General features: G+C 32.4%; 19 protein-coding genes. 8 read left to right on the top strand and 11 right to left on the bottom strand.

Annotated elements, in window-relative coordinates:
• The first annotated feature begins 94 nt into the window (after positions 1 to 94).
• From ACTJIW_RS10865 to ACTJIW_RS10840, 6 genes are all read left to right on the top strand, one after another.
• On the top strand, positions 95 to 688 hold the full coding sequence (locus ACTJIW_RS10865) for a GNAT family N-acetyltransferase (protein WP_440716079.1): 594 nt from the start codon (positions 95 to 97) through the stop codon (positions 686 to 688).
• A 75-nt stretch (positions 689 to 763) separates the two neighbouring features.
• On the top strand, positions 764 to 1555 hold the full coding sequence (locus ACTJIW_RS10860) for a helix-turn-helix domain-containing protein (RefSeq protein WP_440716080.1): 792 nt from the start codon (positions 764 to 766) through the stop codon (positions 1553 to 1555).
• A 76-nt stretch (positions 1556 to 1631) separates the two neighbouring features.
• Positions 1632 to 3140, top strand: coding sequence for a serine hydrolase (locus ACTJIW_RS10855; protein ID WP_440716081.1), 1509 nt, complete (start codon positions 1632 to 1634; stop codon positions 3138 to 3140).
• 116 nt (positions 3141 to 3256) lie between these two features.
• Positions 3257 to 3646: a nuclear transport factor 2 family protein gene (locus ACTJIW_RS10850; RefSeq protein ID WP_440716082.1), complete on the top strand. Its 390-nt coding sequence runs from the start codon at positions 3257 to 3259 to the stop codon at positions 3644 to 3646.
• 226 nt (positions 3647 to 3872) lie between these two features.
• Positions 3873 to 5336 carry a serine hydrolase gene (locus tag ACTJIW_RS10845; RefSeq protein WP_440716083.1) on the top strand — a complete coding sequence of 488 codons (1464 nt, stop codon included), beginning with the start codon at positions 3873 to 3875 and terminating at the stop codon, positions 5334 to 5336.
• Between the two features lie 148 nt (positions 5337 to 5484).
• Positions 5485 to 5934, top strand: a complete 450-nt coding sequence (locus ACTJIW_RS10840; RefSeq protein WP_440716084.1) for a hypothetical protein — start codon at positions 5485 to 5487, stop codon at positions 5932 to 5934.
• Positions 5935 to 6084: 150 nt separating this feature from the next.
• Here ACTJIW_RS10840 and ACTJIW_RS10835 read toward each other — a convergent pair whose 3' ends face one another.
• Together ACTJIW_RS10835 and ACTJIW_RS10830 are read right to left on the bottom strand one after the other, a co-directional pair.
• A complete protein-coding gene (locus ACTJIW_RS10835; protein ID WP_440716085.1) occupies positions 6085 to 7773 on the bottom strand; it encodes an RDD family protein in 1689 nt (562 codons plus the stop codon).
• Between the two features lie 42 nt (positions 7774 to 7815).
• Positions 7816 to 10203, bottom strand: coding sequence for a penicillin acylase family protein (locus tag ACTJIW_RS10830; protein ID WP_440716086.1), 2388 nt, complete (start codon positions 10201 to 10203; stop codon positions 7816 to 7818).
• A 115-nt stretch (positions 10204 to 10318) separates the two neighbouring features.
• Between ACTJIW_RS10830 and ACTJIW_RS10825 the strand changes: the two genes are divergently transcribed.
• Both ACTJIW_RS10825 and ACTJIW_RS10820 read left to right on the top strand, forming a co-directional pair.
• Entirely contained in the window at positions 10319 to 11875 is a 1557-nt protein-coding gene (locus ACTJIW_RS10825) for a hypothetical protein (protein ID WP_440716087.1), read from the top strand.
• Between the two features lie 187 nt (positions 11876 to 12062).
• A complete protein-coding gene (locus ACTJIW_RS10820; protein ID WP_440716088.1) occupies positions 12063 to 13871 on the top strand; it encodes a hypothetical protein in 1809 nt (602 codons plus the stop codon).
• A gap of 59 nt (positions 13872 to 13930) precedes the next feature.
• Here the strand turns inward: ACTJIW_RS10820 and ACTJIW_RS10815 are convergent, their stop codons facing one another.
• From ACTJIW_RS10815 to rsgA, 9 genes are all read right to left on the bottom strand, one after another.
• Positions 13931 to 14374, bottom strand: coding sequence for a YMGG-like glycine zipper-containing protein (locus tag ACTJIW_RS10815; protein ID WP_012022596.1), 444 nt, complete (start codon positions 14372 to 14374; stop codon positions 13931 to 13933).
• Between the two features lie 319 nt (positions 14375 to 14693).
• Positions 14694 to 15971: a kynureninase gene (kynU, locus tag ACTJIW_RS10810; RefSeq protein ID WP_440716089.1), complete on the bottom strand. Its 1278-nt coding sequence runs from the start codon at positions 15969 to 15971 to the stop codon at positions 14694 to 14696.
• A gap of 179 nt (positions 15972 to 16150) precedes the next feature.
• Positions 16151 to 17200, bottom strand: a complete 1050-nt coding sequence (gene queA, locus ACTJIW_RS10805; protein ID WP_012022598.1) for a tRNA preQ1(34) S-adenosylmethionine ribosyltransferase-isomerase QueA — start codon at positions 17198 to 17200, stop codon at positions 16151 to 16153.
• Positions 17201 to 17609: 409 nt separating this feature from the next.
• Positions 17610 to 18839: a 3-phosphoshikimate 1-carboxyvinyltransferase gene (gene aroA, locus ACTJIW_RS10800; protein ID WP_440716090.1), complete on the bottom strand. Its 1230-nt coding sequence runs from the start codon at positions 18837 to 18839 to the stop codon at positions 17610 to 17612.
• Positions 18840 to 18973: 134 nt separating this feature from the next.
• A complete protein-coding gene (locus tag ACTJIW_RS10795; RefSeq protein ID WP_012022600.1) occupies positions 18974 to 19300 on the bottom strand; it encodes a nucleotide pyrophosphohydrolase in 327 nt (108 codons plus the stop codon).
• Between the two features lie 40 nt (positions 19301 to 19340).
• On the bottom strand, positions 19341 to 21362 hold the full coding sequence (locus tag ACTJIW_RS10790; RefSeq protein ID WP_012022601.1) for a DUF3857 domain-containing protein: 2022 nt from the start codon (positions 21360 to 21362) through the stop codon (positions 19341 to 19343).
• A 21-nt stretch (positions 21363 to 21383) separates the two neighbouring features.
• Positions 21384 to 23291, bottom strand: coding sequence for a DUF3857 domain-containing protein (locus ACTJIW_RS10785; RefSeq protein ID WP_440716091.1), 1908 nt, complete (start codon positions 23289 to 23291; stop codon positions 21384 to 21386).
• Between the two features lie 54 nt (positions 23292 to 23345).
• Positions 23346 to 23798: a D-aminoacyl-tRNA deacylase gene (dtd, locus tag ACTJIW_RS10780; RefSeq protein ID WP_440716092.1), complete on the bottom strand. Its 453-nt coding sequence runs from the start codon at positions 23796 to 23798 to the stop codon at positions 23346 to 23348.
• A gap of 93 nt (positions 23799 to 23891) precedes the next feature.
• A complete protein-coding gene (rsgA, locus tag ACTJIW_RS10775) occupies positions 23892 to 24869 on the bottom strand; it encodes a ribosome small subunit-dependent GTPase A (RefSeq protein ID WP_440716093.1) in 978 nt (325 codons plus the stop codon).
• Positions 24870 to 24875: the final 6 nt, after the last annotated feature.

Below are 24875 nucleotides of genomic sequence, written 5' to 3'. Positions count from 1 at the left end.
ACAAATATAACAAAATGTTATTTTATTTAATTTATTTAAAATTTTTAAACAATTAATTTCGGTTTCGGTTTTACCTTAATATATACATCAAATTATGAACAGCGAAATCTTACAATCAGAAATCATTTTAGAAAACGAAAGAGTACTATTAATCCCTTTTGAAAATGAAAGAAACATTGAACTTAAGGATATTATTTTTGATGATGAAATCTGGAAATATATGGGAATGTATGTTCGAAACGATCAGGATTTCGAAAATTATATTCAAAATACGCTGCAGCAAAAAGCAAACGGAATTTGTTATCCATTTCTTATTATTGATAAAGCTGCAAACCGAGTTGCCGGAAGCACACGTTACGGATATTTAAATCATGCAAGCCAAAAATGTGAAATTGGCTGGACATGGTACGGAAAAGATTTTCAGGGAACTGGTTTAAATAAAGCCTGTAAATATGAGTTATTAAATTTTGGTTTTGAAAACATTCAATTTAAAAGAATACAATTCAGTGCTGATCTTGAAAACTTAAAATCACAACGTGCCATTGAGAACTTGGGCGCTTTAAAAGAAGGTTTATTTAGAAACAATTATGTTGATTCTGAAGGAAACAGCAAAGACGATGTTTATTATAGTATTATTTTGGAAGAATGGCAGAATACAAAACGAGATTATTTTGGGGAATTTATTTAAATATATGGTAATAGAAAAAATCTTATTTTAGTCTAGATTTAAGATTGTAAAATATCATATAGACAAACCATAAAAATGAACCTATACTCAGAACATTACGTAACTCAAAAAACTGAAAGGTTCATTAACAAAATATGGTGTCTGGATAACAGCATCGGCAAAAACATGATCAAAAATAAACTCGTTTTACCAAACGGCTGTTTTAACCTTGCCATTGTAACTGGAAAAGCGATAGAAGTTCATACGAGTAAAAACAAATACGAAATGAACGAAGGTGTTTATTTTTGTTCGCAAATGACCAATAAAGTTTTGGTTAATATTGAGCCTAAAACCAAAGTCACTATAATTCAGCTTCATACCTGGACGCTTTCGATGTTTCCAAAATACGATTTAAGCAATTTTACAGATTCGATTATCAAAATTAATCCTGAAGAACTGCCTTTTAATCTTCAAATTGATTCAAACATTGAACGTTTATTACAAACAATAAATGTTTATTTTGAAGAATTATCAGATTTACATTCAGAGAAAAACACAATCGAAAAAATCTGTGAGATCATTAAAAATCAAGAAGAAATTTCGGTTTCAGACATCAGCAAGAATTTAAAATTATCCCAAAGACTGCTTCAAATTAAATTTAAAACAGCAACCGGATTGACAATTAAAAAATACATTCAGATTTTAAAATTCAGAAAAGCGGTCGATCAAATGGTGAATGCTGATTTAGAAAAGCTAAAATTAACCGATGTTGCGCTTTACAATAAATACTTTGATCAGTCGCATTTTATAAAAAAATACAAAGATGTGATGAAAACTACGCCGAAAACATTCGATCCTGATTCATATTTTCTTTCACTTAAAAGATAAGATTTCGCATTTGTACAATTTTGTGAATTTTGATTGGGTTACTTTTGCACGATCATCAATCATCAATCATTCACAAATGAAAATCAATCAATCTTTTTTTCAACTAAAAGTTTTTTTAGCTGGAATTTTATTTTTTCAAATCCACACCGGATTTTCTCAGGAAGCTAAAAACTCGTCTTTGTACAAAACTATTATGTCAAAAGACAGTCTTCTTTTTGATATTGGCTTCAATACCTGCGATATAAAGCAATTTGAAAATCTTTACACTGAAGATTTTGAATTTTATCACGACAAAGACAGTGTCTCTGACAAAGCAAGATTCCTAAAAACATTGAAAAACGGAATCTGTTCTCCAACAAGAAAGTACAATTACCGCAGAGAATTAATTGACGGAAGCACCGAAATTTATCCGTTGTATAAAAATGGTATTTTATACGGCGCGATCCAAATGGGAACGCATCGTTTTTATGAAAGTACTGCTGATAATACGGAACAGCCCGGAAGTTTTGCCAAATTCACGCATCTCTGGCTATTAAAAAATAAAGACTGGAAACTGGCTCGGTCATTAAGCTACAACCACCAAATGACAAGTTCTACGGCAGGAAAATCAAATCTTTTTGATAACGATCAGGAAACTGAGAAATGGCTAAAAGAAAACAATGTTCCGGCTTTAGGAATTGGAATTATCGCAGATGGAAAACTGAAACAGGTAAAGGTTTTTGGTGAACTTAAAAAAGGCGTTTCTGCTCCATACAATACGATTTGGAATGTTGCTTCATTGACAAAACCTGTAACTGCCATAACGGTTTTAAAACTGGTAAGTGCCGGAAAATGGGATTTAGACGAACCGCTTTATAAATACTGGATCGATCCGGATATTGCAAAAGATCCGTATTTAAAACTACTGACTACGAGAATTGTTTTGAGCCATCAAACGGGTTTCCCAAATTGGAGATCTTTTAACGATTCTAAGAAATTAGATTTCAAATTTAAACCGGGAACGCAATACCAATATTCTGGTGAGGGTTTTGAATATCTGCGAAAAGCATTAGAGAAAAAATTTCATAAAACGTTAGACCAGTTGGCTTCAGAATTAGTTTTTGAGCCTTTAAAAATGAACGATTCTCAATTGATATGGAATGATAAAATCGATCTTTCGAGATATGCAGATGGTTTCGACAATAAAGGAAATCCTTATGAGCCGACAAAAAACAAAACGGTAAACGCTGCCGATGATTTATTAACGACTATTGAAGATTACAGCAAATTTTTGTGCAGTGTTTTAAACGGTGACAACTTAAGTAAAAAAGTTTTTGACGACATGAAATCCCATCAGGTCTCAACTAAAAAAAATAAATATTTTGGTTTAGGCTTTGAAATTTATGATTTAGGAAATGAGAATTATGCTTTATCTCACGGCGGTGCAGATAAAGGTGTACAGACTATTTTTATTTTACTTCCAAAAACCAAACAAGGTCTTGTAATATTTACCAATGTGGATGACGGTTATAAAGTTTACGAAAATATCGTAGTGCATTATCTGGGTGAGAATGGACAAAAGATAGTTGATATTGAAACGAAATAACAAGCAGCAAACCTTAAAAAAACACAGCTATGTCAAATATGCTTAATATACTCGTTCTTTTTATGTTGTTCTTAAAAAGAGAAACAATAGCGCAGACTAATAGTGAAGTGCTAAAAATGAACCTTCTAAAATCTGAAATCATCAAAATGGACAGCCTGCTTTTTGATGTAGCCTTTAATCAATGTGATGCAGGCGCTTTTAAAAAAATAATAGCCGATGATGTTGAGTTTTATGATGATCGTTCGGGATTAAATATATCGAAGGCGAATGAAATAAAATCACTAGAAGCAAAATGTGCAAGACCAGAAAAACTAACCCGAAAATTAAACTCCTGCGTAATTGATAAGTTAGGTGATTTTGGCGCAGTACAAGTGGGCGAACATACTTTTTATAGTAATGGCATACCAGAAGGAACTGGAAAATTTATTCATATCTGGGAGAGAAAAGAAAATGAATGGAAATTAAAACGAATTGTTAGTTACGAGCATAGGCCTTATAAAAAGTAGCTTTGGTTTATGCTCAAATTCGTCTTGATTGAAAATAAAATGAAAAAAAATGAATATTGGTGAAACCAAAAACCAAATCAATCGTCTAACTTTTTAACGGCATAGATTTAATTCAGAATAAAAAATCGTAATTTCGATTCAACTTATTGAATATCTATCAATTACAAAGTTTCAATCATCAATCAAGAAAACGAATCATTCATTAATTTAACCATAATCATTCATCATGAAACAATCAATCAAACCAATTGCACTCTGCTTAATGCTTTTTCTTTTTACTGCAGGTATTTTTGCCCAAAACAAAGCGCAACAAATCGAACAGCTTTTAGCCAAATATAACGAATACGGACAATTTAATGGTTCTGCCTTGGTAGCAGAAAATGGAAAAGTAATCTTAAAAAAAGGTTTTGGTCTGGCAAATATGGAATGGAATATTCCCAACCAGCCCGATACAAAATTTAGATTAGGTTCTATCAGTAAACAATTTACTGCGCTTTTAATTGTAAAACTTGCCGAAGAGGGAAAGCTTAAACTTGATGTTCCCATTACAACTTATTTACCTGATTATCCAAAAGAAAACGGTGATAAAATAACGATTCATAATCTGCTGACCCATACTTCAGGAATTCCGAATTATACAAGTGCTCCAAACTTTTTAAGAGACAAAGCAAAAAATCCGTATACCCCTGCTGACTTTGTAAAAACGTTTGACAAACTGCCTCTTGAATTCAAACCTGGCGAAAAATTTAATTACAGCAATTCAGGTTACTTTTTACTTGGGTATATTATCGAAAAAATAACGGGTAAAACGTACGAACAATATCTACAGGAAACGATTTTTACTCCTTTAAAAATGGTTAATTCCGGCTACGATCACAGCGATGTAATTTTAAAAAACAGAGCTGCAGGTTATGAAAAAGAAGGGAAAAATTTTAGTAACGCATCATACATCGATATGAGTATTCCGTATGCGGCAGGTTCTTTATACTCTACTGTAGAAGATTTATATATTTGGGATCAGGCGCTTTATACCAATAAACTACTTTCAGAAAAATCAATGGAATCTTTATTTAAGCCTTACATAAAATCATGGGGAGAGGAATCTTATGGCTATGGATGGTCTGTTAAAGAAATTAATATTGGAGATAAAAGCAGAATTAAAGTTATCGAACATGGCGGCGGTATCAACGGATTTAACACAATCATTTCGCGTATTCCTTCTGATAAAATTTTAGTGGTTTTATTAAACAATACCGGCGGAACAGTCTTAGGCGAGATGAACAACGCAATCCGCAATATTCTATACAGTCAGCCTTTTAATCAGCCTAAAAAATCATTAGCACTTGATTTATTAGACGTTTTTGATACAAAAGGAACTGCAGCGGGCTTAGATACTTATAAAAAATTGAAAAACGATCCAACGTATGCTATTAAAGAAGGCGATATGAACCGAGTTGGATATCAATTACTGCAAACAGGAAAAAAGAAAGAAGCTATCGAAGTTTTTAAAATCAACGTAGAAGCTTTTCCAAAATCCGGAAATGTATACGATAGTTTAGGCGAAGCTTATTTAGCCGACGGCGATAAAAAACTAGCTATTGCAAACTACTCTAAATCTGTTGAATTGGATCCTACAAACGAAGGAGGTAAAAAAGTATTAGAAGAACTTTCAAAAAGCAAAACAAAGTAAACTAAATATACTTTATAAAAATGAACTCGGCAGAAACAGCTTTAAGACTGTTTCTGCCGAGTTTTTTGTTACAATTTCTAACATTCAAATTCGATAATTTATTTTTAAAAATACTATTTTAGCCGTACCCAAAAAAACAATTTAACCTATGAAAAATTCTAAAAAGTACAGTTTCCTGGCTGTATTATTCTGCTTGTTCATTTCTTCTAAAAGCGTATCGCAAACTAATTATACTGATGTTGCAATGCCTTCACAGCAAAACAAAATTATTATAGACAAAATTGTTGAAGCTGTACATTATAAAACTTATGTAATTGATTTCTGTTTATCTAAAATAAATGAAGCGTCTGCTAAAGAAGGCTGGAATGAGCAAAAATCTATGGAAATTATCCAAAGTGTTAATTATAAAAATTTTAAAGATGCCATCTACAATAGCTTTGTCGTATTTGATGAAGTAGAACTGGAAACTTTATTAAACGCCTACGAAAAAGACCCTGCCTACCAAACCATCAATGTAATGACTAACAATAAAGTACTTATCAATAATCTGAAGATTTTTGCAAGTGATATTGTTAAAGGGAAATATGTTTCTAAATAAAGGTTCTAAGGGGCTAAGATGCTAAGGTTCTGAGTTAGGTTCAAAGTTACAAGGTGACAAAGGTTTTCTTTATCCTCAAACATCTTTGTCAAAGTTTAAAACTTTGACAAAGATTGGATAAGCCGAGAACTTGAAACCTGAAACTAAAAATTATTCTATCAATCTCAATTTAACTTTAGTTGGATCATTTGTGCTTGAAATTTCATAAATGAATTTTCTTTTTAAACTATCATTTATAATTAATTCCATTTTATATTTTTTGACATTGTTTCCTTTAGCATACAACCTTATATAATCATCCGTTCGAAATTTTTCTGGCAGCCTCATATCTTGAGAAACTATATTTTTATCATCAAAAGTCACTGAGGTAATTTCTCCTGCTACACCTCTATTTTCAAGTTGTACAAATATTGAATTATGTTTTAAATCACTTGTGACAACTTTTAGACTAGGAGTATATAATCGCAAGACGGCTTCAATATTTTTGCCTTTTAATTGAGAATTTTCACTTAGTCCTTCAAAATTTATTTTATCACTTTCTCTATAGTTTGGAGATTCTTCCAGAACATTTAAAACCATCTTTTTTAAATCATTTCTTTTGACTGTGATTTTTTTTAGATTATTCTTTGATTGTTTATAAGATCTTTCAAGTTTATAACCTTTAATATTTTTTTCATTCAAATCTAAAACAGAAAATTCTATAAAATTATTTTTTATACTTTCCACTTTTAAACATTTAATAGTTGAATTATAATTCCGATCATCTAATCTCAAAACTGTACTTGTATCAATTATCCTCAAGCCTTCTAGAACTTGATTTTTTTCATTTATAAATCTTTTGAAAGCATATTTATAATTTTCATCTTTTTCTTCTTTCATTCCCAACAAGTGAATTCCTAACCAAATTATTAAATACATTGGAATAAGTAATAAAAACAATTTCCCCTTAAGTCCTGTACGCTTTTCTTTATAAATCCTAGTATGAGAAATAGAATCGTGCCAATTGGCATTCAATAGAAAAGAAATTGAATCGAAAGGAATATATCTTAATAATGTTCTTTTGAAAATAAAACTATTATTCGTTTTTAAACCTAGATTATTGGTAACTCTGCTTTCTGTTAAAAATTTTCCTGGTGTTGCGCTGAAAAGAGTTTCAAAAGCAAAATAAAAGACAAATCTAAAAATAACCACCATTAGCCAAATAGTATTTCTTCCTAATATATTTTCAAATAGTCCAAAAGAACCATTGAAATATATCATTCGTATCCCATCTAAAAAGTAAAATGTCAATACAACAAAAATTGCATTATCTATTAAAAAATGTAATAAGCGCTGCCATTTTCCAATTTTAAAATAAGACATTTTTTCTGGCTCAATATCCGTTAAATGTTCGTATTCTAAAACCTTTTGTTCATTGATGTATTTTATACTTTTATATAAAAAATAAAGCAAACCAAAACTTAATATCAATGGCAAAAAGTGCCAAAAAGTAAATGTGCCAAAGTCTCTATAAACAACATAAATATGACAAATTTCTTCTAGTGCAAAAAAACATTTATTTATAAAAATTATTGAAAAAATAAATCTCAAAACACGAGTTTCCTTTCCTTTAGTTTTATAAAATAAGATAGCCGAGACAAATAATGAAATATTAAAAAACAATGCTATAGTTAAACTATGTTCCATTTCACTGATTTTGAAAGGATCTCCCAAACTGTAAAAAATATAGGAAGTAAATACTCTCAAAATATCAAACATCTCTGCAGGCATTGGAAAAAATCCAATAATAAGACTTAAAAAAGGGACCAATAAAGAAAAGACAATAATTTTTTTATGCATAAACTAACTTTTATAAGACGTAAATATTTATTTTAATAATTATTATTTTTTCGGTTTCAAAACAAGTTTAGTGGACGTTTTTATAATTTCTTCTTTATTGAGTTTCATTTTTCTGAATTTCCCGGTGTTGTACATTTCTGCCTGATCGCTGTAATGTTTACTGAACGGATTTCCCGATTGTCCGGTTGGCAGAATACTCCAGCTGTTTTCGATGTCAGAGAAATCGACAATTCTTCTGGTTGATGGTCCGCCTTTTACATAATACTTTCCTTCATTGGTAAAACCAAAAAATAAATTATTAATTACTTCATTTGAACCCGGCGAAGCAAAAGGTCCAACGTTAAACAGGCCGCGAAGTGCTGCGACTTTTCCTAACGGATGTTCGTGTTCAACAGTATGAACTTCGCCCCATTTCCAGTCGGCAATTGTATTTCCTAATTGCTTTTGAAGATCTGAAACTGCTTCATGAAATGATTTTGAAACTATATCTTTTCTGGTTTCTTTTATATTTTTTGTTTTGATATTATCCCACCAAACCGAATTTTCATTTTTAATCTGGTTAGCGACAACTTGTTTTCCAACAGAAACGCCTAAAAACATATTAAAGTTATCCTCTCCCATCTCGTCTTCAAAAGTATTTTTTAAATACAAATAAACCCATTTATTGTAAATCGTTGGCGCGACATCTTCAAGATTATTTGTCCCTTTCCATGATTTTAAAACATTCACCGCTTCTTTTTCTGATGCAGAAAGAGCATTAAGATCAATGTTTGAAATTAAGTTTTGAACCGTTTCAACTGAAACATCAGATGTATTATCATAAATCATTTTGCTGAATGTTTCTTTATCCCAATCAGATTTTGCATCCATTAAACTAGAAATTCTTTTCGCTCGATCTTCCGGCAGATAATATCCCGGATATAAAAAACCATCAATCGCCTCAGGCTGATTATTTGCAGAATATACATATCCCCATTCTGGATTTTCAGCCGATGGATTTTTAGAAAAATCCAAATATTCCTTAATATCATCCTTACCACTGGAACCGTCTAAAATTAAATGAGTATTTACGCCTTTATCGTGTTTGTATAATTTTCCGCTTGCCCACCAGCCTACATTTCCTTTTGCATCACCATACATAACATTCAATCCAGGTGCGGCAATCAAACTAACCGCTTTTTTAAACTCATCTCTATTTTTAGCATGCGAAAGCCCATAAGCAGCATCCAGAATTTGAATTGGCTGATTTGTGTACGTCCATAACATTGCAATTGGATTTTTACGATCTAATCTATCTAATAAATCATTCATAATTGGTCCATGTCGGCTTGATTTAACCGTTAGAACAACATCAGAAGTATCTTTTATTTTAATCGTTTTTTTTCTGATTTCATATTTTGCAAAACCTTCCGGCGTTTGATATTGGTTTGAATCTCCGGTTTTATTTTTTTCCTGATAAAAATCGATATCATCATTTTCAAACATCGTTAGCCCATAAGCATAATCACGATTGTGTGCCAATAACGGAAACGGAGTTCCTGCCAGATAACAGCCGTACAATTCATGTTTTGGTGTTACAATATGGGCTTCATACCAAGTGGCAGGCTGAGAAAAACCAATGTGAGGATCGTTGGCAAAAATTACTTTTCCGCTTTTTGTTTTGTGCGGTCCCGCAACCCAGCTGTTGCTTCCTATAAATGGCGGAATTGGCGATTTGTCTAACAAAGCTGTAATCGATTTTGAAACAGCCGTATAATCTTCAATATTCTCTTTTGAACTTTTAATTTGAGTTGTATTAAATTCTCCTTCAATACCCAAATCTTTCAAATATTCAACACCATATTTATTTTTGATATCGGTTAATAAAGGATCTGTTTTTTGAGCCATTGCAAAACTAAAAGACATATAACCAAAGATATTGTAAACGTCTTTTATAGTGAATTTTTCTTTTTTTACCCCAACTAAAGTGAACTCAATTGGCGTAGTTCCTTCTTCCAGATATTGATTAATTCCATCCAGATACGCTTGTGTCAATTTATAACTTTCGCTGTTTTTATCTAATTTGGCAATAGCTTTTGCCGAAGCTTCTTCAATACCAATTCCAGCAAAAAACTTATCGTTTTTAAGAGCTACAGAACCAAAGATTTCAGACAATTTTCCCGGAGCAATTCTACGTAGCAGTTCCATCTGCCATAATCTTTCCTGTGCATGAACATATCCAAGCGCAGTCATGGCATCTTTTTCAGAGTCGGCATAAATATGAGGAACTCCATATTCGTCAAAATAAACTGTGGTTTCTTTTTCGAGATTTTTCAGTTGCAATTCGCCTTCATATTTGGGTTTCAAATGAAAAATGTAAGCAAATAAAGCAATTGCAAGAACAACTATAAGTACTAATAAAACCAGTAGAAATTTTTTAAATCTTCTCATATTTTGCAAAATAAAAACAATAAGGTTTATAAAATGATGTAACCAAAAAGAAGAATAATGTAAAAATCATTCTTTTTAAAAAGCTAAATTTATGTATTTAAAATTAATACTATAAATGTCAATATATAAAAAAATAGTAATTGGAATAATTTCTCTTTTTCTCCTTGTAATTTTTGCCAATTTCGGGCTGAATTACTGGATAAAAAAACAACTTCCGATTATTGTTCATGAGAAAAACAAAACAGCTTATAACATCAATTACGAAAAAATTGAAGTTTCACTTTTTTCCCGAAACATCTACGCGCAGACATTATTAGTAAGTCCGAAGAATCAGCCGAAAGACAGTAAAAACGGACTCTTTTCTAAAATTGAATCCATAACAATCAAACATTTTAATATTTGGGATTTGGCTTTTCGTGATATTATCCAGGCCGAAAGTATTATCATCAATAAGCCGCGAGTAATTTTATACAAAAAAGGCGAGAAATTAATTAACAACAGCAAAAGCATTAAAAATGAAATCTTCGAGCCATTTCGCAAAATCGTTGCTGTTTCTAATATTTATTTAAACGACGGAACGGTTGATGTTGTTTCTTTAGATACCCAAAAACCCATTTTCAGTATCAAAAAAATCATTCTAAAATTAGAAGGAATTCTGCTGACTGATGCTACTTTAAAAGAAAAAATTCCGCTGCAATACAAAAGTTATGCATTGGTAATTGACAGTTTGTTTTACAGACCAAGTGCTTTTTATCATATCAATATTGGTAAAATCAGCACCGAAAAGAACTTTCTAAAAATTAATAATTTCTCTAATCTTCCGCAATTTACCCGTCGAGATTTTGTTAAGCGTTTAGAAAAAGAAAAAGACATTTATACCCTGAAATTCGATTCGGCTCAAATTGCAAAAATGGATTGGGGTTTTAAAAACGATCGTTTTTTCTTTAAAGCAAATTCTCTTGTAATCAATCATTTTGATGCAAATATTTACCGAAGTAAAGTGCCAAAAGACGATTTGAGCAAAAAATATCTTTATAACCATTTGCTGCGAAATATTAAATTCCCGCTTCAAATTGACACTCTTCAGGTTCTAAAATCTAAATTGGTTTATGAAGAAGAAATTGATTTCTCAAAAGGCCCTGGAGTTTTAACTTTTGACAAATTCAATTTACAGGCAACCAATCTGCGAAGCGGTTTTGGTTTGAAAAAAACCAATGATGTAAAAATCAAAGTAAAAACCATTTTCATGAAAACTTCTCCGCTTGATGTCGATTGGAGTTTTAATGTTTTGGATAAAAGCGACGGATTTCACATTCAGGGTGTAATTTCGAATTTCGATGTCAGAGCGATGGGACAATTCAGCAAACCTTACATGAACGCCACATTTACAGGCGCTTTTCATAAATACCGTTTTAATTTCTACGGAAATGACAATGTTTCAAAAGGAAATGCTTCATTGGATTATGACGATTTAAAAGTCAAATTATACAAAAAGAAAAATCCTGAAAAAGAAGCTAAACTCAAATCAGCAATCGCTAATTTATTAGTTAAAAATGATTCAAAAGACAAAGCTAAAACCACAGATGTCGAAGTCGAGAGAATTCAGGAAAAATCATTCTACAACTTTTTATGGCGCAGTATCGCTGAGTCTTTGAAGAAGATTTTGATATAGGTTTTTTATCGCCGCAAATTACACGAATTTTCACGAATTAATTTTTAAAATCCTTTGAATAAAAATTAGTGGAAATTCGCATAATTCGTGGCAAACAATCTTCAAAACAAATCTCCAAACCTGATAATTATCAGCTTTTAAAAAAATCCTTTTTTCAATATTTGCCTTTATTTTAATCTGAAAACAAATGGCAAAAACACCTTTACACACTTTTCACATTCCTGTAATGGGTCTTGCATATACAATTGACAGTCCTATTCGTGTGGCACAATATGGCATTTCGTCTGTTATTGCTCTCGCTGATGATGATTTAATTGAGAAGATGCGTAATTTTTACAGCACTAAATTCAATATACCTTATGAAGAAATCACACAGAAACTTCACGATTACCGCGCCGAAAGAATTACTTCTTACTTAAATTTAGTCGACAAAATCGTAAAAGAAAAATTCGAAAATTTCAAAACTGAATTAGCAGAAAGTAAAACAGCATTAGAGAATTTCATGTCAATGCTGCCAAATACTTCTGACATTAAAAAAGGTTTCCAGAATTTATTAGATGACGGAATTGCTTTTAAAGAAAATATTCAGAATTATATTGAAACACATCTTTTTCCAGGCGAAATAGATGTTAACATTATGACGAAGTTGGATAAAGATAATTTCGTAAAAAACGAACAGCTGCCAATTGAGTTTAACGATGCTCATGCTGCTTTAAGAGGTTTTGCGAATAGTAATCTTGCATCTTCTGTTGTACTTTCTGCCGGAATGAATCCGAGGCTGTTTGGTTACTTCGAAAACTTCAAAGATTTTTTTCCAACTGAAAATAATGAACTGAAAAAGAAAATCATTCTAAAAGTAAGCGATTTTAGATCGGCTATGATTCAGGGAAATTTCTTAGCCAAAAAAGGACTTTGGGTTTCAGAATATCGAATAGAATCAGGATTAAACTGCGGCGGTCACGCCTTTGCTACTGATGGACTCTTATTGGGTACTATTTTAGAAGAATTCAAGCAGAAAAAAGATCAATTGAAACAATCTGCCCACGACTTAATGATTAAAGCTTTACAGGCAAAAAATCAATATTTTCCAGAAAACCCTTTAGAATTAAAAATTACCGTTCAGGGCGGTGTGGGAACAGCAGAGGAACATGAATTTTTATTAGATGAATATCAAGTAGATTCTGTTGGCTGGGGATCACCATTTTTATTAGTTCCAGAAGCCACTTCTGTAGACAAAGAAACAAGAAACCTGTTGATGAATGCTAAAGAAGATGATTTTTATTTAAGTAATATTTCGCCTTTGGGAGTTCCGTTTAATACTTTAAAAGGTACAACCAATGAGTTTTTTAAACAAAAAAGAATACACGAGAATAAAGCCGGAAGTTCTTGTCCTAAAAAATTCTTGGCTTTAAGCAAAGAATATGATCCGCATGGAATTTGTACAGCATCCAAAAAATATCAGGATATTAAACTGGAAGAATTAGAAGCTAAAAAAGATACTTTATCTGCCGAAGAATTCGAAAAAAACAAAATTAAAATTACTGAGAAATCTTGTTTGTGTGTTGGTCTTGCCAATGCTTCTTACCTGGAAAATGATATTAAAATAAAAGGCCAGGCTCAGGGTGTGGTAATTTGCCCGGGACCAAATTTGGCATATTTTGATCAGGAAGTTTCTTTAAAAGAAATGATACAGCACATTTATCAGGGAAAATCGGTTGTGAGAACAGATCGTCCAAATCTATTTGTGAAGGAATTAAAAATGTATGTTGATTATTTCAGAAACGAAATTGAAACCATTTCAGGAGAAGTAACTGCTATGCAGATTAAAAAATGGAATTCTTTTAAAACGAATATTTTAGAAGGAATTGAATTTTATCAAAACCTTTTCTCATCTACTTTTTATTTTAAAGCAGATGAGACGAAAATTAAAAACCAATTTGATTTTTATAAAACAGAATTAAATGCCATTCAAATTCCAACACTGGAATTGGTATAAGCCAAACGGCCGATTTAGAAATCTAAATCGGCCGTTTTATTTTATATAGAATTTTGATTCTATTCTTTTTTCTTATTTTTGCTGTCAATAACAGCACCAGTTCCGGTTCCTAAAGCTGCTCCGGCTAATCCGCCAATTATGGCACCTTCACCTTTTTTCTTGCTAACGATTGCCCCGGTTGCGGCACCAACACCAGCACCAATTACAGCACCTTTAGCAGTGGCACTCCATCCTTTCTTTTTGGTAGTTGTAGTTGTTGTGGCAGTATTTCCGTTTGCAGCCTGCTGATGCACAACAACAACTTTTTCTTTTTGAGACTCGACTCTTTGTTCCTCTTTTATCTTCGCCATTTCAGTCTTCATCGAATCGATAACACGCTGTTTGTTAATCTCAACTTTCATTGAATCAATACTGGCTTGTTTGGCTTTATTTAAATCTTCTTTGCTTTGATTTTGACAAGAAGTAATAAGTATTACCGCGAATAATATATATAAGCCTTTCATGATTGTTAGTTTTTAGAATTATACACTACAAAATACGGAATATCTGCTATATTAATTATTACAGAATTTTTCAGAAAGTTTATAAAATTTGAAGATTTTATGTTTTATCTCGTAAAATGCTTTTGATTTATCTGAATGATTTACTCTCGCAAAGATGCGAAGACACAAGTTTATTCTCATTTTTGTCATTTCGAGGAACGAGAAATCTTCGCGAGCAGCTCTACAAAGATTAAACACTCGCCTCGAAGTTTCTTGCGAAGATTTCTCGTTCCTCGAAATGACAAACCGTACGTTTACTATTATTCTTTTAGATAAACGCTTATTTCCCTAAAATTCCTTTTTTCAAGATCTGCCCAAAATTGTACATATCTTCATAAGAACAATACAAAGGAACTGGCGCCAGACGAATTACGTTTGGTTCGCGCCAGTCTGTAATGACTCCGTTTTTCATCAAATAATCAAATAAACTTCTTCCTTCGCCATGCAGGAAAACAGATAATTGCGATGCTCTTTCTTCTGGGGTTGAAGGCGTAATGATTTCGAAAGTACTTTCTACTTCTTTATCAATTTCATGAAGAATAAATTCTAAATATGATGTAATATGATCACGTTTTTTAATTAAAGCATCCATCCCAACTTCAGCAAACATTTCTACAGATGCTAAATAAGGCGCTAATGACAGAACTGGTAGATTACTAATCTGCCACCCGCCTGCTCCATGAACAGGATCAAAGTTAGGTTCCATTTTAAAACGACGTTCTTTATTATGTCCCCACCAACCGGCAAAACGTGGTAAATCAGGATCGTTATGATGTCTTTCGTGAACGAAAACTCCCGAAGCATTTCCTGGTCCTGAATTCATATATTTATAACTGCACCATGCTGCAAAATCTACATTCCAGTCATGAAGTTCTACTTTGATATTTCCAGCTGCGTGTGCTAAATCCCATCCTACTTTTGCTCCGGCTTTTTGTCCGGCTGCAGTTATCGTTTTAATATCAAAAACCTGTCCAGTATAATAGTTTACGCCGCCAATTAAAACCAAAGCCAATTCGTCGCCAACTTCTTCAATTTTGGATAAAACATCTTCCAGACGAATATTATGTTCGCCTTCGCGTCGTTTGATTTCTACGATTGCATCTTCTGGTTTGTACCCATGAAAATGAACCTGACTTTGAAACATATATTGATCTGATGGGAATGCTTTTTCTTCACAGATAATTTTATAGCGTTTTCCTTTTGGCTGATAAAAGGAAACCATCAATAAATGAAGGTTCACTGTCAAAGTATTCATAACCGTTACTTCTGACGGAAACGCACCCACAATTTTACTCAACGGTTCAGAAAATCTTTCCTGATAATCCCACCAAGGTTTTTCGGCATAAAAATGACCTTCAACAGCCAGTTCTGCCCAGTCATTCATTACTTCATCTATATAAGCTTTGGTGCGTTTTGGCTGTAATCCTAATGAATTTCCTGTAAAGTAAATTACTCGTTTATCGTTAACCTTTGGAAATATAAATTGTTCTTGATAATGATTCAATGCATCTTGTGCATCAAGTTGTTTCGCAAATTCGCGTGTATTTTGAAAAGTCATTGTGTTTTTGTTTTGTCTGCTAAAATAACAACTTTTGAAGTATTTCGATTAAATTTAACAAGTTTACTTTTTAGCCGTAGTCGCAGTTTTTGGTCGCAGTTCACTGAAAACTGAGACTGAAAACTATAAAAAAACCCGTCATTGCTGACAGGTTTTTCAAATTCTGGAATAATCTCAGATTATAATATTAACATCGCGTCTCCGTAAGAATAGAATTTGTATCCTTCTTTGATCGCTTCTTCGTATGCTTTTTTCATTAAATCGTGTCCACAGAAAGCAGAAATCATCATTAATAATGTTGATTTTGGTGTGTGGAAATTTGTAATCATACAGTTTGCAATACTGAAATCGTGAGGAGGGAAAATAAATTTATTTGTCCATCCTTCGTAAGGATTTAATGTATTTGCAGAAGAAACAGAACTTTCAATTGCACGCATAGAAGTTGTTCCTACTGCACAAATACGTTTTTTCTTTGCTTTCCCTTCGTTTACAATATCACAAGCTTCCTGAGTAATGATTAATTCCTCAGAATCCATTTTGTGTTTAGATAAATCTTCAACCTCAACTGGGTTAAAAGTTCCTAAACCTACGTGTAAAGTTACCTCAGCAAAGTTCACTCCTTTGATTTCTAATTTTTTCAAAAGGTGTTTTGAGAAGTGTAAACCAGCAGTTGGTGCAGCTACAGCTCCTTCTTCTTTTGCATAGATAGTCTGATATCTTTCAGCATCTTCCGGAGTTACATCTCTGTTGATGTATTTAGGAATTGGAGTTTCTCCAAGTTCTGTTAATTTGTTTCTGAATTCTTCATAAGATCCATCGTATAAGAAACGTAAAGTTCTTCCGCGAGAAGTTGTATTGTCGATTACCTCAGCAACTAATGAATCGTCGTCACCAAAATAAAGTTTATTACCAATACGGATTTTTCTAGCAGGATCTACTAAAACATCCCATAAACGCTGCTCAGAATTTAATTCTCTTAATAAGAAAACTTCAATTCTCGCTCCTGTTTTTTCTTTGTTTCCGTACAAACGCGCAGGGAAAACTTTTGTATTGTTAAGAATTAAAACGTCACCGTCATCAAAATAGTTGATAACGTCTTTAAACATTTTATGTTCGATAGTGTTTTTTTGACGGTCAATTACCATTAAACGAGATTCATCTCTATTTTCTGCCGGAAATTCAGCTAAAAGTTCTTTCGGTAAATTGAAATTGAAGTGTGATAATTTCATATTTGGATTGTTGATTTTAGAATGTAGATTTTAGATTTATTTACCTAAAATTTTAAATCGGTTGCAAATATACGATTGTGAGATAGGCGTTGTCAAGTGTTTTGGCTTTTATTTTCAAAAGTCCTTGATTTTGTGAGGTTTCAGGATGAGTTAAAATTGTTTTTTTTCTTAGATAAACCTATCCATCCTATTATTGTCATTTCGACGAAGGAGAAATCTTCGCAAGTAGCTCCGCCATCAAAATCCAATCTTTGCAGAGTTTCTTGTGGAGATTTCTCCTTCGTCGAAATGACAAACTTTGCGATTATATTTAAATTCGACATAAAAAAACCTCCGGTAAAAACCAGAGGCTATGCTTTATTGAGCTTTTATTTTAAAATGAACTTATATCACTTATATAGTTCAAAAACTACAATTCTGAGATTTGGAAATTTAAAGCTTTCAAATCGTTCCAGAAATCTGGATATGATTTTGAAACTACTCCTGCGTCTTCAATAATAATAGGCACTTTAATTGCTAATGGAGCAAATGCCATTGCCATACGGTGATCGTTATACGTCCCAATTTTTACATCGTGATTTATAGTATCTGATTTTACTAAGGTTAAGCTGTCATTCGTTACAGAAATATTTGCTCCTAATTTCGTAAGTTCAGTTTTTAAAGCTTCTAGCCTATCTGTTTCTTTAATTTTTAAAGTATGAAGACCTGTTAAGTGACATCCAATTCCTAAACCTAAACAAGTCACAACAATTGTCTGTGCAATATCTGGAGTATTGTTTAATTCAAAATTTACATCTTGATAATTAAATCCAGCCACTTTTTCCAATGTCATATTATTGCCTTGAAAAGTGGTTTTTACACCCATTTTTTCATACAGAGAAATTAACTCTGAATCTCCCTGAAGACTATTTTCTTTATAACTGCTCAATGTGATTTTTGCAGCATCAGACAAAGCTGCAAGGCTGAAGAAATAAGAAGCCGAACTCCAGTCAGATTCTACAACCATTTCTTTTGATTCAACAGATTCCTTTGGAAAAACTTTAATTACATTTCCTTCAAAACTTGTTTTTATATCTAAATCTTTTAGCAGAGCCAAAGTCATTTTGATGTACGGAATTGAAGTAATTTCACCTTCTAAAGTTAGTTCTAAACCATTTTCTAATTTTGAAGCTACTAATAAAAGTGCCGAAATATACTGGCTGCTCACATTTGCCGCCAATGTTACTTTTGAAGCTGTTACTTTTTTCCCTTTGATTCTAATTGGCGGATAACCTTCTTCTTTTTCGTATGAGATTTCAACTCCCAATTGTCTTAAAGTATCAACCAAAATTTTGATTGGACGCTCCTGCATTCTGCTTGATCCTGTCATTACTACTTCTCTGCCTTCGTTTACAGCAAAGTAAGCGGTTAAGAAACGCATTGCAGTTCCGGCGTGGTGAATGTCTACAATTTCATCATTACCAATAAGTGCTTTCTGCATTACTTCGCTGTCATCTGAGTTTGAAGTATTAGCTAAAGTAATATTTGGAAATAAAGCTTTTAAAAGTAATAAACGGTTGGTTTCACTTTTAGAACCTGTAATATTTAGCTGCGAATCATCAATGGTAAATAGTGAGTTCGTCGTTAATTTTAAATTCATTTTTTTTATTGTAAGTTGTGAATTTTGAATTATGAATGATTAGAAACCTAATTCAGCTCCGCAATTTACCACTCCCCATTCATAATTCAAAATTCAAAACTCATAATTCAAAACTTATGAGTGATATTTCACAATTATTTCAATTTATCGTTGTTTTTGTGACGATCTTTATCTCTAACCGATTTTAAGTCCATTTTTTTATCAAAAGCAGCCTGCAAATCGATTCCCGTTTGATTTGCCAGACAAAGAACTACAAAAACAACATCGGCTAGTTCTTCGCCTAAATCTTTGTTTTTATCACTTTCTTTTTCAGATTGTTCACCGTAACGACGTGCTATAATTCTGGCAACTTCGCCTACTTCTTCTGTAAGCTGCGCCATATTTGTTAACTCGTTAAAGTAACGAACTCCGTGTTCTTTTATCCAGGTATCAACGTCTAGTTGTGCATTTTTCAAATCCATGATTCTATTTTTGAACAAAAATAAGGCAAACTTAATCCTGCTATATTTTTTTTAATACAATTTTTTCAGTTTCTTTCGCAATCATGGCTTTGTAATACTCTTTCAGCATATCATATTTTTCTGCTGATACAATTGCCTGATTTATTTGATGTAAAATTGCTAACTGCAGGGTATTACCGTTTGAGGCAATATTGAATTTAAATGTTCCTAAATTATCTTCCATAGTAACGGCTGCAGGAGCTGGCAATGTTTCTACTGTAAAACCATCTGGTATTTGAATTGTAATATTGTATTTATCAGCAAATGGGTAGCTAAAATCTACCGGATATTCTCTAACCTCTTGTGTAAATGGGTTTTTATTTTCTGTAAAAAACAGCATTGGGCTTATATAAATTTTTTCGCCTATTAATTCACACAAGTTATTTCCTGAAAATGAATACGTTTCTATAATTGGCTGTAGAAAATCTTTTTCATTAGCCTTAGAATATTCATTAATTTCTATTTTATTATATTGATTTTCTAACTTTTCCAGATATTCTTCTTCTTTAAAACCTGAAATATTACCTCGGGTTACTAATGCATTATAATCTGTATACTGTCTTCTGGTTTTTCCTGTCACTTTTCCATCTGCAGCAATAGTATAATTCATAAAAATATTATCTGCAGAAACTTTTTGAGGCATTAAATTCACTTCTTCTGAACTTCCATCTTTACGTATCAATCTTCCGTTCCAATTTAATGTTCGTAACGGTAAAATATTAGGGGTTGAAAATCGATCTGTTCCATCAAGCAAAACATTTCCAGTTGAAGTTTCTACAGCGGCTACAACATAATTAAAAGCTGTTCTGTTAGGAAATAAGGGAATTCCGTTTGAACGCGTACTTAATAAAACAGGATTTGCTGTAAGCCCGGCATATCGTAGCATGGCAGTCAGCATTAAATTAATTTCTGCTACATTTCCTGTTCCTTCCTGATATGCTTTTCGAACTCCTTTATCACAGCTGTAACCGTAATATTCGTCCCATTTTACTTTTGATTTCACATAACTTAAAATAGCTGGTATTTTTTCTTCGGCAGTGTTTAATCCCGCTAATACGGTTTTTAAATCATTTTCAAAATAACCGGTTTTATTTAATTCAGGACCAAAATCGTCATAATCGTAAATCGTTTTAACTACAGAATTCCAATCTGCAGAATACATCTTTAAAGGCTGATTAAATGGTTTAACTATTGATAATTCGTGTTCTACACTAGCCGTATAGTTATCTATATTGTTAACATACAATTCATCTTTAAGCGCTGGAATATTTTCAGCAAGATAGCTCGTTTGTGTTTCCATGTAATCGACTTTATCTGCAGAAAATGTAGTTTTAGACACATGTCCAGGTCCTAAAGTCCTTTCTCTGTTTAGTGAAGTTATTGATTTAGAATTTTTAACCGTTGCCACTTTCGGAAAAACATATCCTTTTTGCATAGAATTAAAAGTATAATACTCAGGGATATAAGTTGTATATTCAGAATAGTCAACAGGAATACTAGATTGAAATTTCCAATCTCGCATCATTGATATATTAAGCGTTCTTACTGTATATTTAAATTCTAAAACAGAACCTTCCTTTACATTAGGCATTGAGATTTTTTTTCTTGACCTATACTTATTTACCTCTTCATTAAATTCACCGTCACTTTTTAATTTAGTTTTTTCAATCTTTCCGTTTACTAAATTATAAGTCACAACATCTGAAATGCTAACTGTTTCCCTTGACTCATTTTTTACGCTGTAATAAGTAACACTTTGATTCGCCCAATCATACCCTTCTTTTTTATATATTTTTATACGGGTTTCAACTTCCGTAAGTAAAAAGAATCCGTCGCTGTCATTGTATTCAATTCTCGATTTTCCTCTTTTATACAAAATTGCCGCTGCTGCGGATGAGTCTTTTGGGTGTACTTTTTGTTCCAATTCTGCAATTGAAACTTTTCCTAATTTAAATTCCTGAGCTTCTATTTTTGAAGCTGAAAATAACAGGAATAAAAAAATGAATAATCTGGTAATTTTCATGTTTTTGGGTTTTGGTTATGGTTAGTTTTTGGTCAATATGATTTTTGAATTGTCATTTTTTGAAATCTGTTCTATAAAAAGTCGGTATTCATCGTATTCTTTATTCGAATATTTCCCTTTGCCTAAAAACATGGAGCGTTTATAAGTAAGTTTGTTATTATCCTTTTTAATAATTTCTGTTTTATATTCTCCGAATTTGCCTTTCAATTCAACATTTTGCGGCAGAAATTCAATAGAAAACCCCGCAGGAAGATTGATTTCAATTTCGTCTGTATCAAAATAACCGCGCTGAATTTGAAATGGAGTTTTACGGTTACGGATTCGTTTTACATTTTCGGAGTTTTGATTGAAAGCATCTACCGTAAAAATCATTTTGTTTCCTGAAATTAAACCGTAGTTAAGAGCCGTAAGCTGGACATCTTCTAAAAATTTGACATTTTCTTTATCATTCACAAAACTTATTTTTCCCAGTTTAATATTGTTTATATTACTCCAGTAGCTTTTATAATGTGCTTCTTTTTCTGTAGGAAGTATATTTTCAAGATTGGCTTTTGAACTGTATTGCGATCCTTGCGAAGCTATTGAAATTGTTCCGGAAAAATTTCCATTTTCATCAATAGTATAATTTCCTTTACCATTTTGGATATTTTCCTTATCCTCATAAATTTTAGTTCGCACAATTTCTCCTCCTTCAGGTTTTACTACCAAAACATCTCTGTCATCAGTAAAAGTTCCCTGATAACCAAACGGATCGTCCTGGCTCGTGCATTCCAGCCAGATATAATTATCTCCATTTGGAACTGCAAGAATCATGTGATTACCCTGCATTGAAACAAAATCAGACTGAATATTAGATTTATAACGACCACCATATAAAATAGTATTATATGAAGGAACATCAACAACTTGCAAAAGTGCTTTTGTATAATTTGTCAATGCTTTACAGTCTCCATAACCTAAACGATCTACGTCTGACGCAAGCATTGGTTTCCAGCCTCCAATTCCTATTGCAATATTTACGTATCTGGATTTTTTTTGTACATAATCGTAAATAATTCTAGCTTTTTTAATTGGGTCTTTTTCGTCTCCAACCAGCGTTTTTATTCTTTCTTTGGTTTCTTCGGGCAAAACCGTTGTTCCGCTTAAAATTTTATCTCCATACCATTTACCAAATGCTTCCCATGTTGTTGCTGTACCATCAACACCTTCCAGATGAAATTTTTCTAATCCCATCATTACTTTTGGGAAAAGATCTCCCGCTGAAGGACTATAATCTTCTGGTTTTCTGGCCTGAATGTTACTGGCTGCATAACTTAGTTTTGTATCTGTATCGATAGTTTTTTTTATGTTGAAATCAGAAAACTGAAATTCTTTCTTTTTAAAACCTAAGTCGTTTGGAAAAGATATATTGAGAATACTTTTTTGTATGCTGACATTGTAATCTCCTAAAAAATACCATCGTGGTATAAAAGCTGTATTAGAACTTTCAATTTCACTATTATAAACAATTGTAAAGGGATAGGAAATAGGCGTATAATCTAAGTATAGTATACGGTTATCTGAAAAAAGTGTACTGCCGCTTACCGCGCTTTCGTCTTTAAAATCTTTTCGTTTTATTTTTTTGATTTCATTTCCAAGCAAGTCATAAACAACAGCTTCTATATTTTTTAATGTAGTCGATTTGTCATAATGCTGATAAGCTTCGATGTGTTCAAGTCCATTTTGATTAAAAACCGTTACCACTCGATGCGTTTTAATATTCATGCTTCGCTGCGAAGAAATCGAAATATCCATTTGATCTAAACGCACAACAGCATTCGCATTATCTTTTAAACTATCAGATATAGAAAGTGCAGAATATTCGCCTTTTTGAGCATTTGAAACATAAGTAATTAAAGAGAAAAATAACGCAAAAAAAGGGCTTTTCATTAGTAAGTAATTTCGTCAAATATATATTATTTTTAGAAATTCTTAACATTTTTTTTATTCCCTATTCTTGCTGTCCATAACAATTGTTACAGGACCATCGTTAAGAAGATTTACTTTCATATCAGCACCAAAAATTCCCGTTTGTATTTTCTTTCCAAACTCTTTTTCAAGCGATTTTACAAAGTTTTCATACATTGGAATTGCAAAATCTGGTTTGGCTGCTTTTATATAAGAAGGACGATTTCCTTTTTTTGTAGATGCATGAAGTGTAAATTGGCTGACTACAATAATATCGCCATCGACATCCTGAACTGAGCAGTTCATAACATCATTTTCGTCTCCAAAGATTCGCATTTTTATGACTTTACCAGTAAGCCAGTCTATATCTTCCTGAGTGTCGGCATCTTCAATTCCGACTAAAACTAATAATCCTTTTTGAATATCTGCTGTTTTTTGCCCCTCAACTGTTACTGATGCTTGGGAAACTCTTTGAATAATTACTCTCATTTATTTAAGTCTGAAAGTCGAAAGTCAAAAGTCAAAGGCCTCGCATGTTTGTAAAAAACTTTAAGACTTTCGACTTTTGACTTTTGACAAAATTTATTTTCTCGTTTCATCACTTGCTGCACGATCTTCTCCATAAATATCGGTACGGTAATGTTCTTCATCGCCTTCTAATATTTTAAGATAACTGTTGTAACGCGACCAAGCAATTTCATCTTTTTCTAAAGCTGCTTTTATGGCGCAATGAGGTTCTTCTTTATGAAGACAATTATTAAACTTGCATTGATCTTTTAATTTGAAGAATTCCGGAAAATAACCGCTGATTTCAGTTGGCTCCATATCTACAATTCCGAAACCTTTAATTCCCGGAGTATCGATAATTCGGGCATCAAAAGACAAATCATACATTTCGGCAAAAGTCGTTGTATGCTGTCCTTGTTTGCTTTGCTCTGAAATAACCGAAGTTTTTAAATGAAGACTTGGTTCCATTGCGTTTACCAAAGTTGATTTTCCAACTCCTGAATGTCCAGAGAACATACTTACTTTTCCAACCATCATTTCTTTCAGTTTGCCAACACCTTTATTTTCAGTTGATGAAATTCGGAGGCATTTATATCCAATTTCAGTATAAATATGCTGTAAGTAAAGCTGATCGTCTAATGTTTGATCGTTTAAAGTATCGATTTTATTAAAAATCAAAACCGCTTCAATTCCGTAAGCTTCGGCTGTAACCAAAAAACGATCGATAAAACTGGTAGTAGTCGGGGGATTATCAATTGTAACCAGTAAAAAAACCTGATCGATGTTTGAAGCAATAATATGAATCTGCTTAGACAAGTTTACCGATTTACGAACGATATAATTTTTTCGTTCATGAATCGTATGAATCGTACCGGTAACAGCATCCGAAGTTTCATCTAATTCATAATCGACAATATCACCTACAGCAATAGGATTGGTACTTTTGATACCTTTAATTCTGAACTTCCCTTTCATACGGCATTCCACAAAATCTCCTTTTTCAGATTTTACGGTGTACCAGCTTCCTGTAGATTTGTATACGGTTCCTGTCATTCTTTA

Origin of the sequence: Flavobacterium sp. 22659 (assembly GCF_052044235.1) — a bacterium.
GTDB classification, from domain to species: domain Bacteria; phylum Bacteroidota; class Bacteroidia; order Flavobacteriales; family Flavobacteriaceae; genus Flavobacterium; species Flavobacterium johnsoniae.
The sequence above is the reverse complement of the archived record's forward strand: the minus strand, read 5'-3'. Positions and strand labels throughout refer to the sequence as shown.

Bases quoted from the DNA above. Each gene is read 5' to 3' on its own strand.
- queA (WP_012022598.1), bottom strand. From the start codon at position 17,200: ATGAAATTATCACACTTCAATTTCAATTTACCGAAAGAACTTTTAGCT.
- aroA (WP_440716090.1), bottom strand. From the start codon at position 18,839: ATGAATTTAAAATTAACGACGAACTCACTATTTACCATTGATGATTCG.
- ACTJIW_RS10860 (WP_440716080.1), top strand. From the start codon at position 764: ATGAACCTATACTCAGAACATTACGTAACTCAAAAAACTGAAAGGTTC.
- ACTJIW_RS10815 (WP_012022596.1), bottom strand. From the start codon at position 14,374: ATGAAAGGCTTATATATATTATTCGCGGTAATACTTATTACTTCTTGT.
- ACTJIW_RS10855 (WP_440716081.1), top strand. From the start codon at position 1,632: ATGAAAATCAATCAATCTTTTTTTCAACTAAAAGTTTTTTTAGCTGGA.
- ACTJIW_RS10785 (WP_440716091.1), bottom strand. From the start codon at position 23,291: ATGAAAAGCCCTTTTTTTGCGTTATTTTTCTCTTTAATTACTTATGTT.
- ACTJIW_RS10830 (WP_440716086.1), bottom strand. From the start codon at position 10,203: ATGAGAAGATTTAAAAAATTTCTACTGGTTTTATTAGTACTTATAGTT.
- rsgA (WP_440716093.1), bottom strand. From the start codon at position 24,869: ATGACAGGAACCGTATACAAATCTACAGGAAGCTGGTACACCGTAAAA.
- ACTJIW_RS10825 (WP_440716087.1), top strand. From the start codon at position 10,319: ATGTCAATATATAAAAAAATAGTAATTGGAATAATTTCTCTTTTTCTC.
- ACTJIW_RS10845 (WP_440716083.1), top strand. From the start codon at position 3,873: ATGAAACAATCAATCAAACCAATTGCACTCTGCTTAATGCTTTTTCTT.
- ACTJIW_RS10840 (WP_440716084.1), top strand. From the start codon at position 5,485: ATGAAAAATTCTAAAAAGTACAGTTTCCTGGCTGTATTATTCTGCTTG.
- dtd (WP_440716092.1), bottom strand. From the start codon at position 23,798: ATGAGAGTAATTATTCAAAGAGTTTCCCAAGCATCAGTAACAGTTGAG.
- ACTJIW_RS10865 (WP_440716079.1), top strand. From the start codon at position 95: ATGAACAGCGAAATCTTACAATCAGAAATCATTTTAGAAAACGAAAGA.
- ACTJIW_RS10820 (WP_440716088.1), top strand. From the start codon at position 12,063: ATGGCAAAAACACCTTTACACACTTTTCACATTCCTGTAATGGGTCTT.
- ACTJIW_RS10850 (WP_440716082.1), top strand. From the start codon at position 3,257: ATGAACCTTCTAAAATCTGAAATCATCAAAATGGACAGCCTGCTTTTT.
- ACTJIW_RS10790 (WP_012022601.1), bottom strand. From the start codon at position 21,362: ATGAAAATTACCAGATTATTCATTTTTTTATTCCTGTTATTTTCAGCT.
- ACTJIW_RS10795 (WP_012022600.1), bottom strand. From the start codon at position 19,300: ATGGATTTGAAAAATGCACAACTAGACGTTGATACCTGGATAAAAGAA.
- ACTJIW_RS10835 (WP_440716085.1), bottom strand. From the start codon at position 7,773: ATGCATAAAAAAATTATTGTCTTTTCTTTATTGGTCCCTTTTTTAAGT.
- kynU (WP_440716089.1), bottom strand. From the start codon at position 15,971: ATGACTTTTCAAAATACACGCGAATTTGCGAAACAACTTGATGCACAA.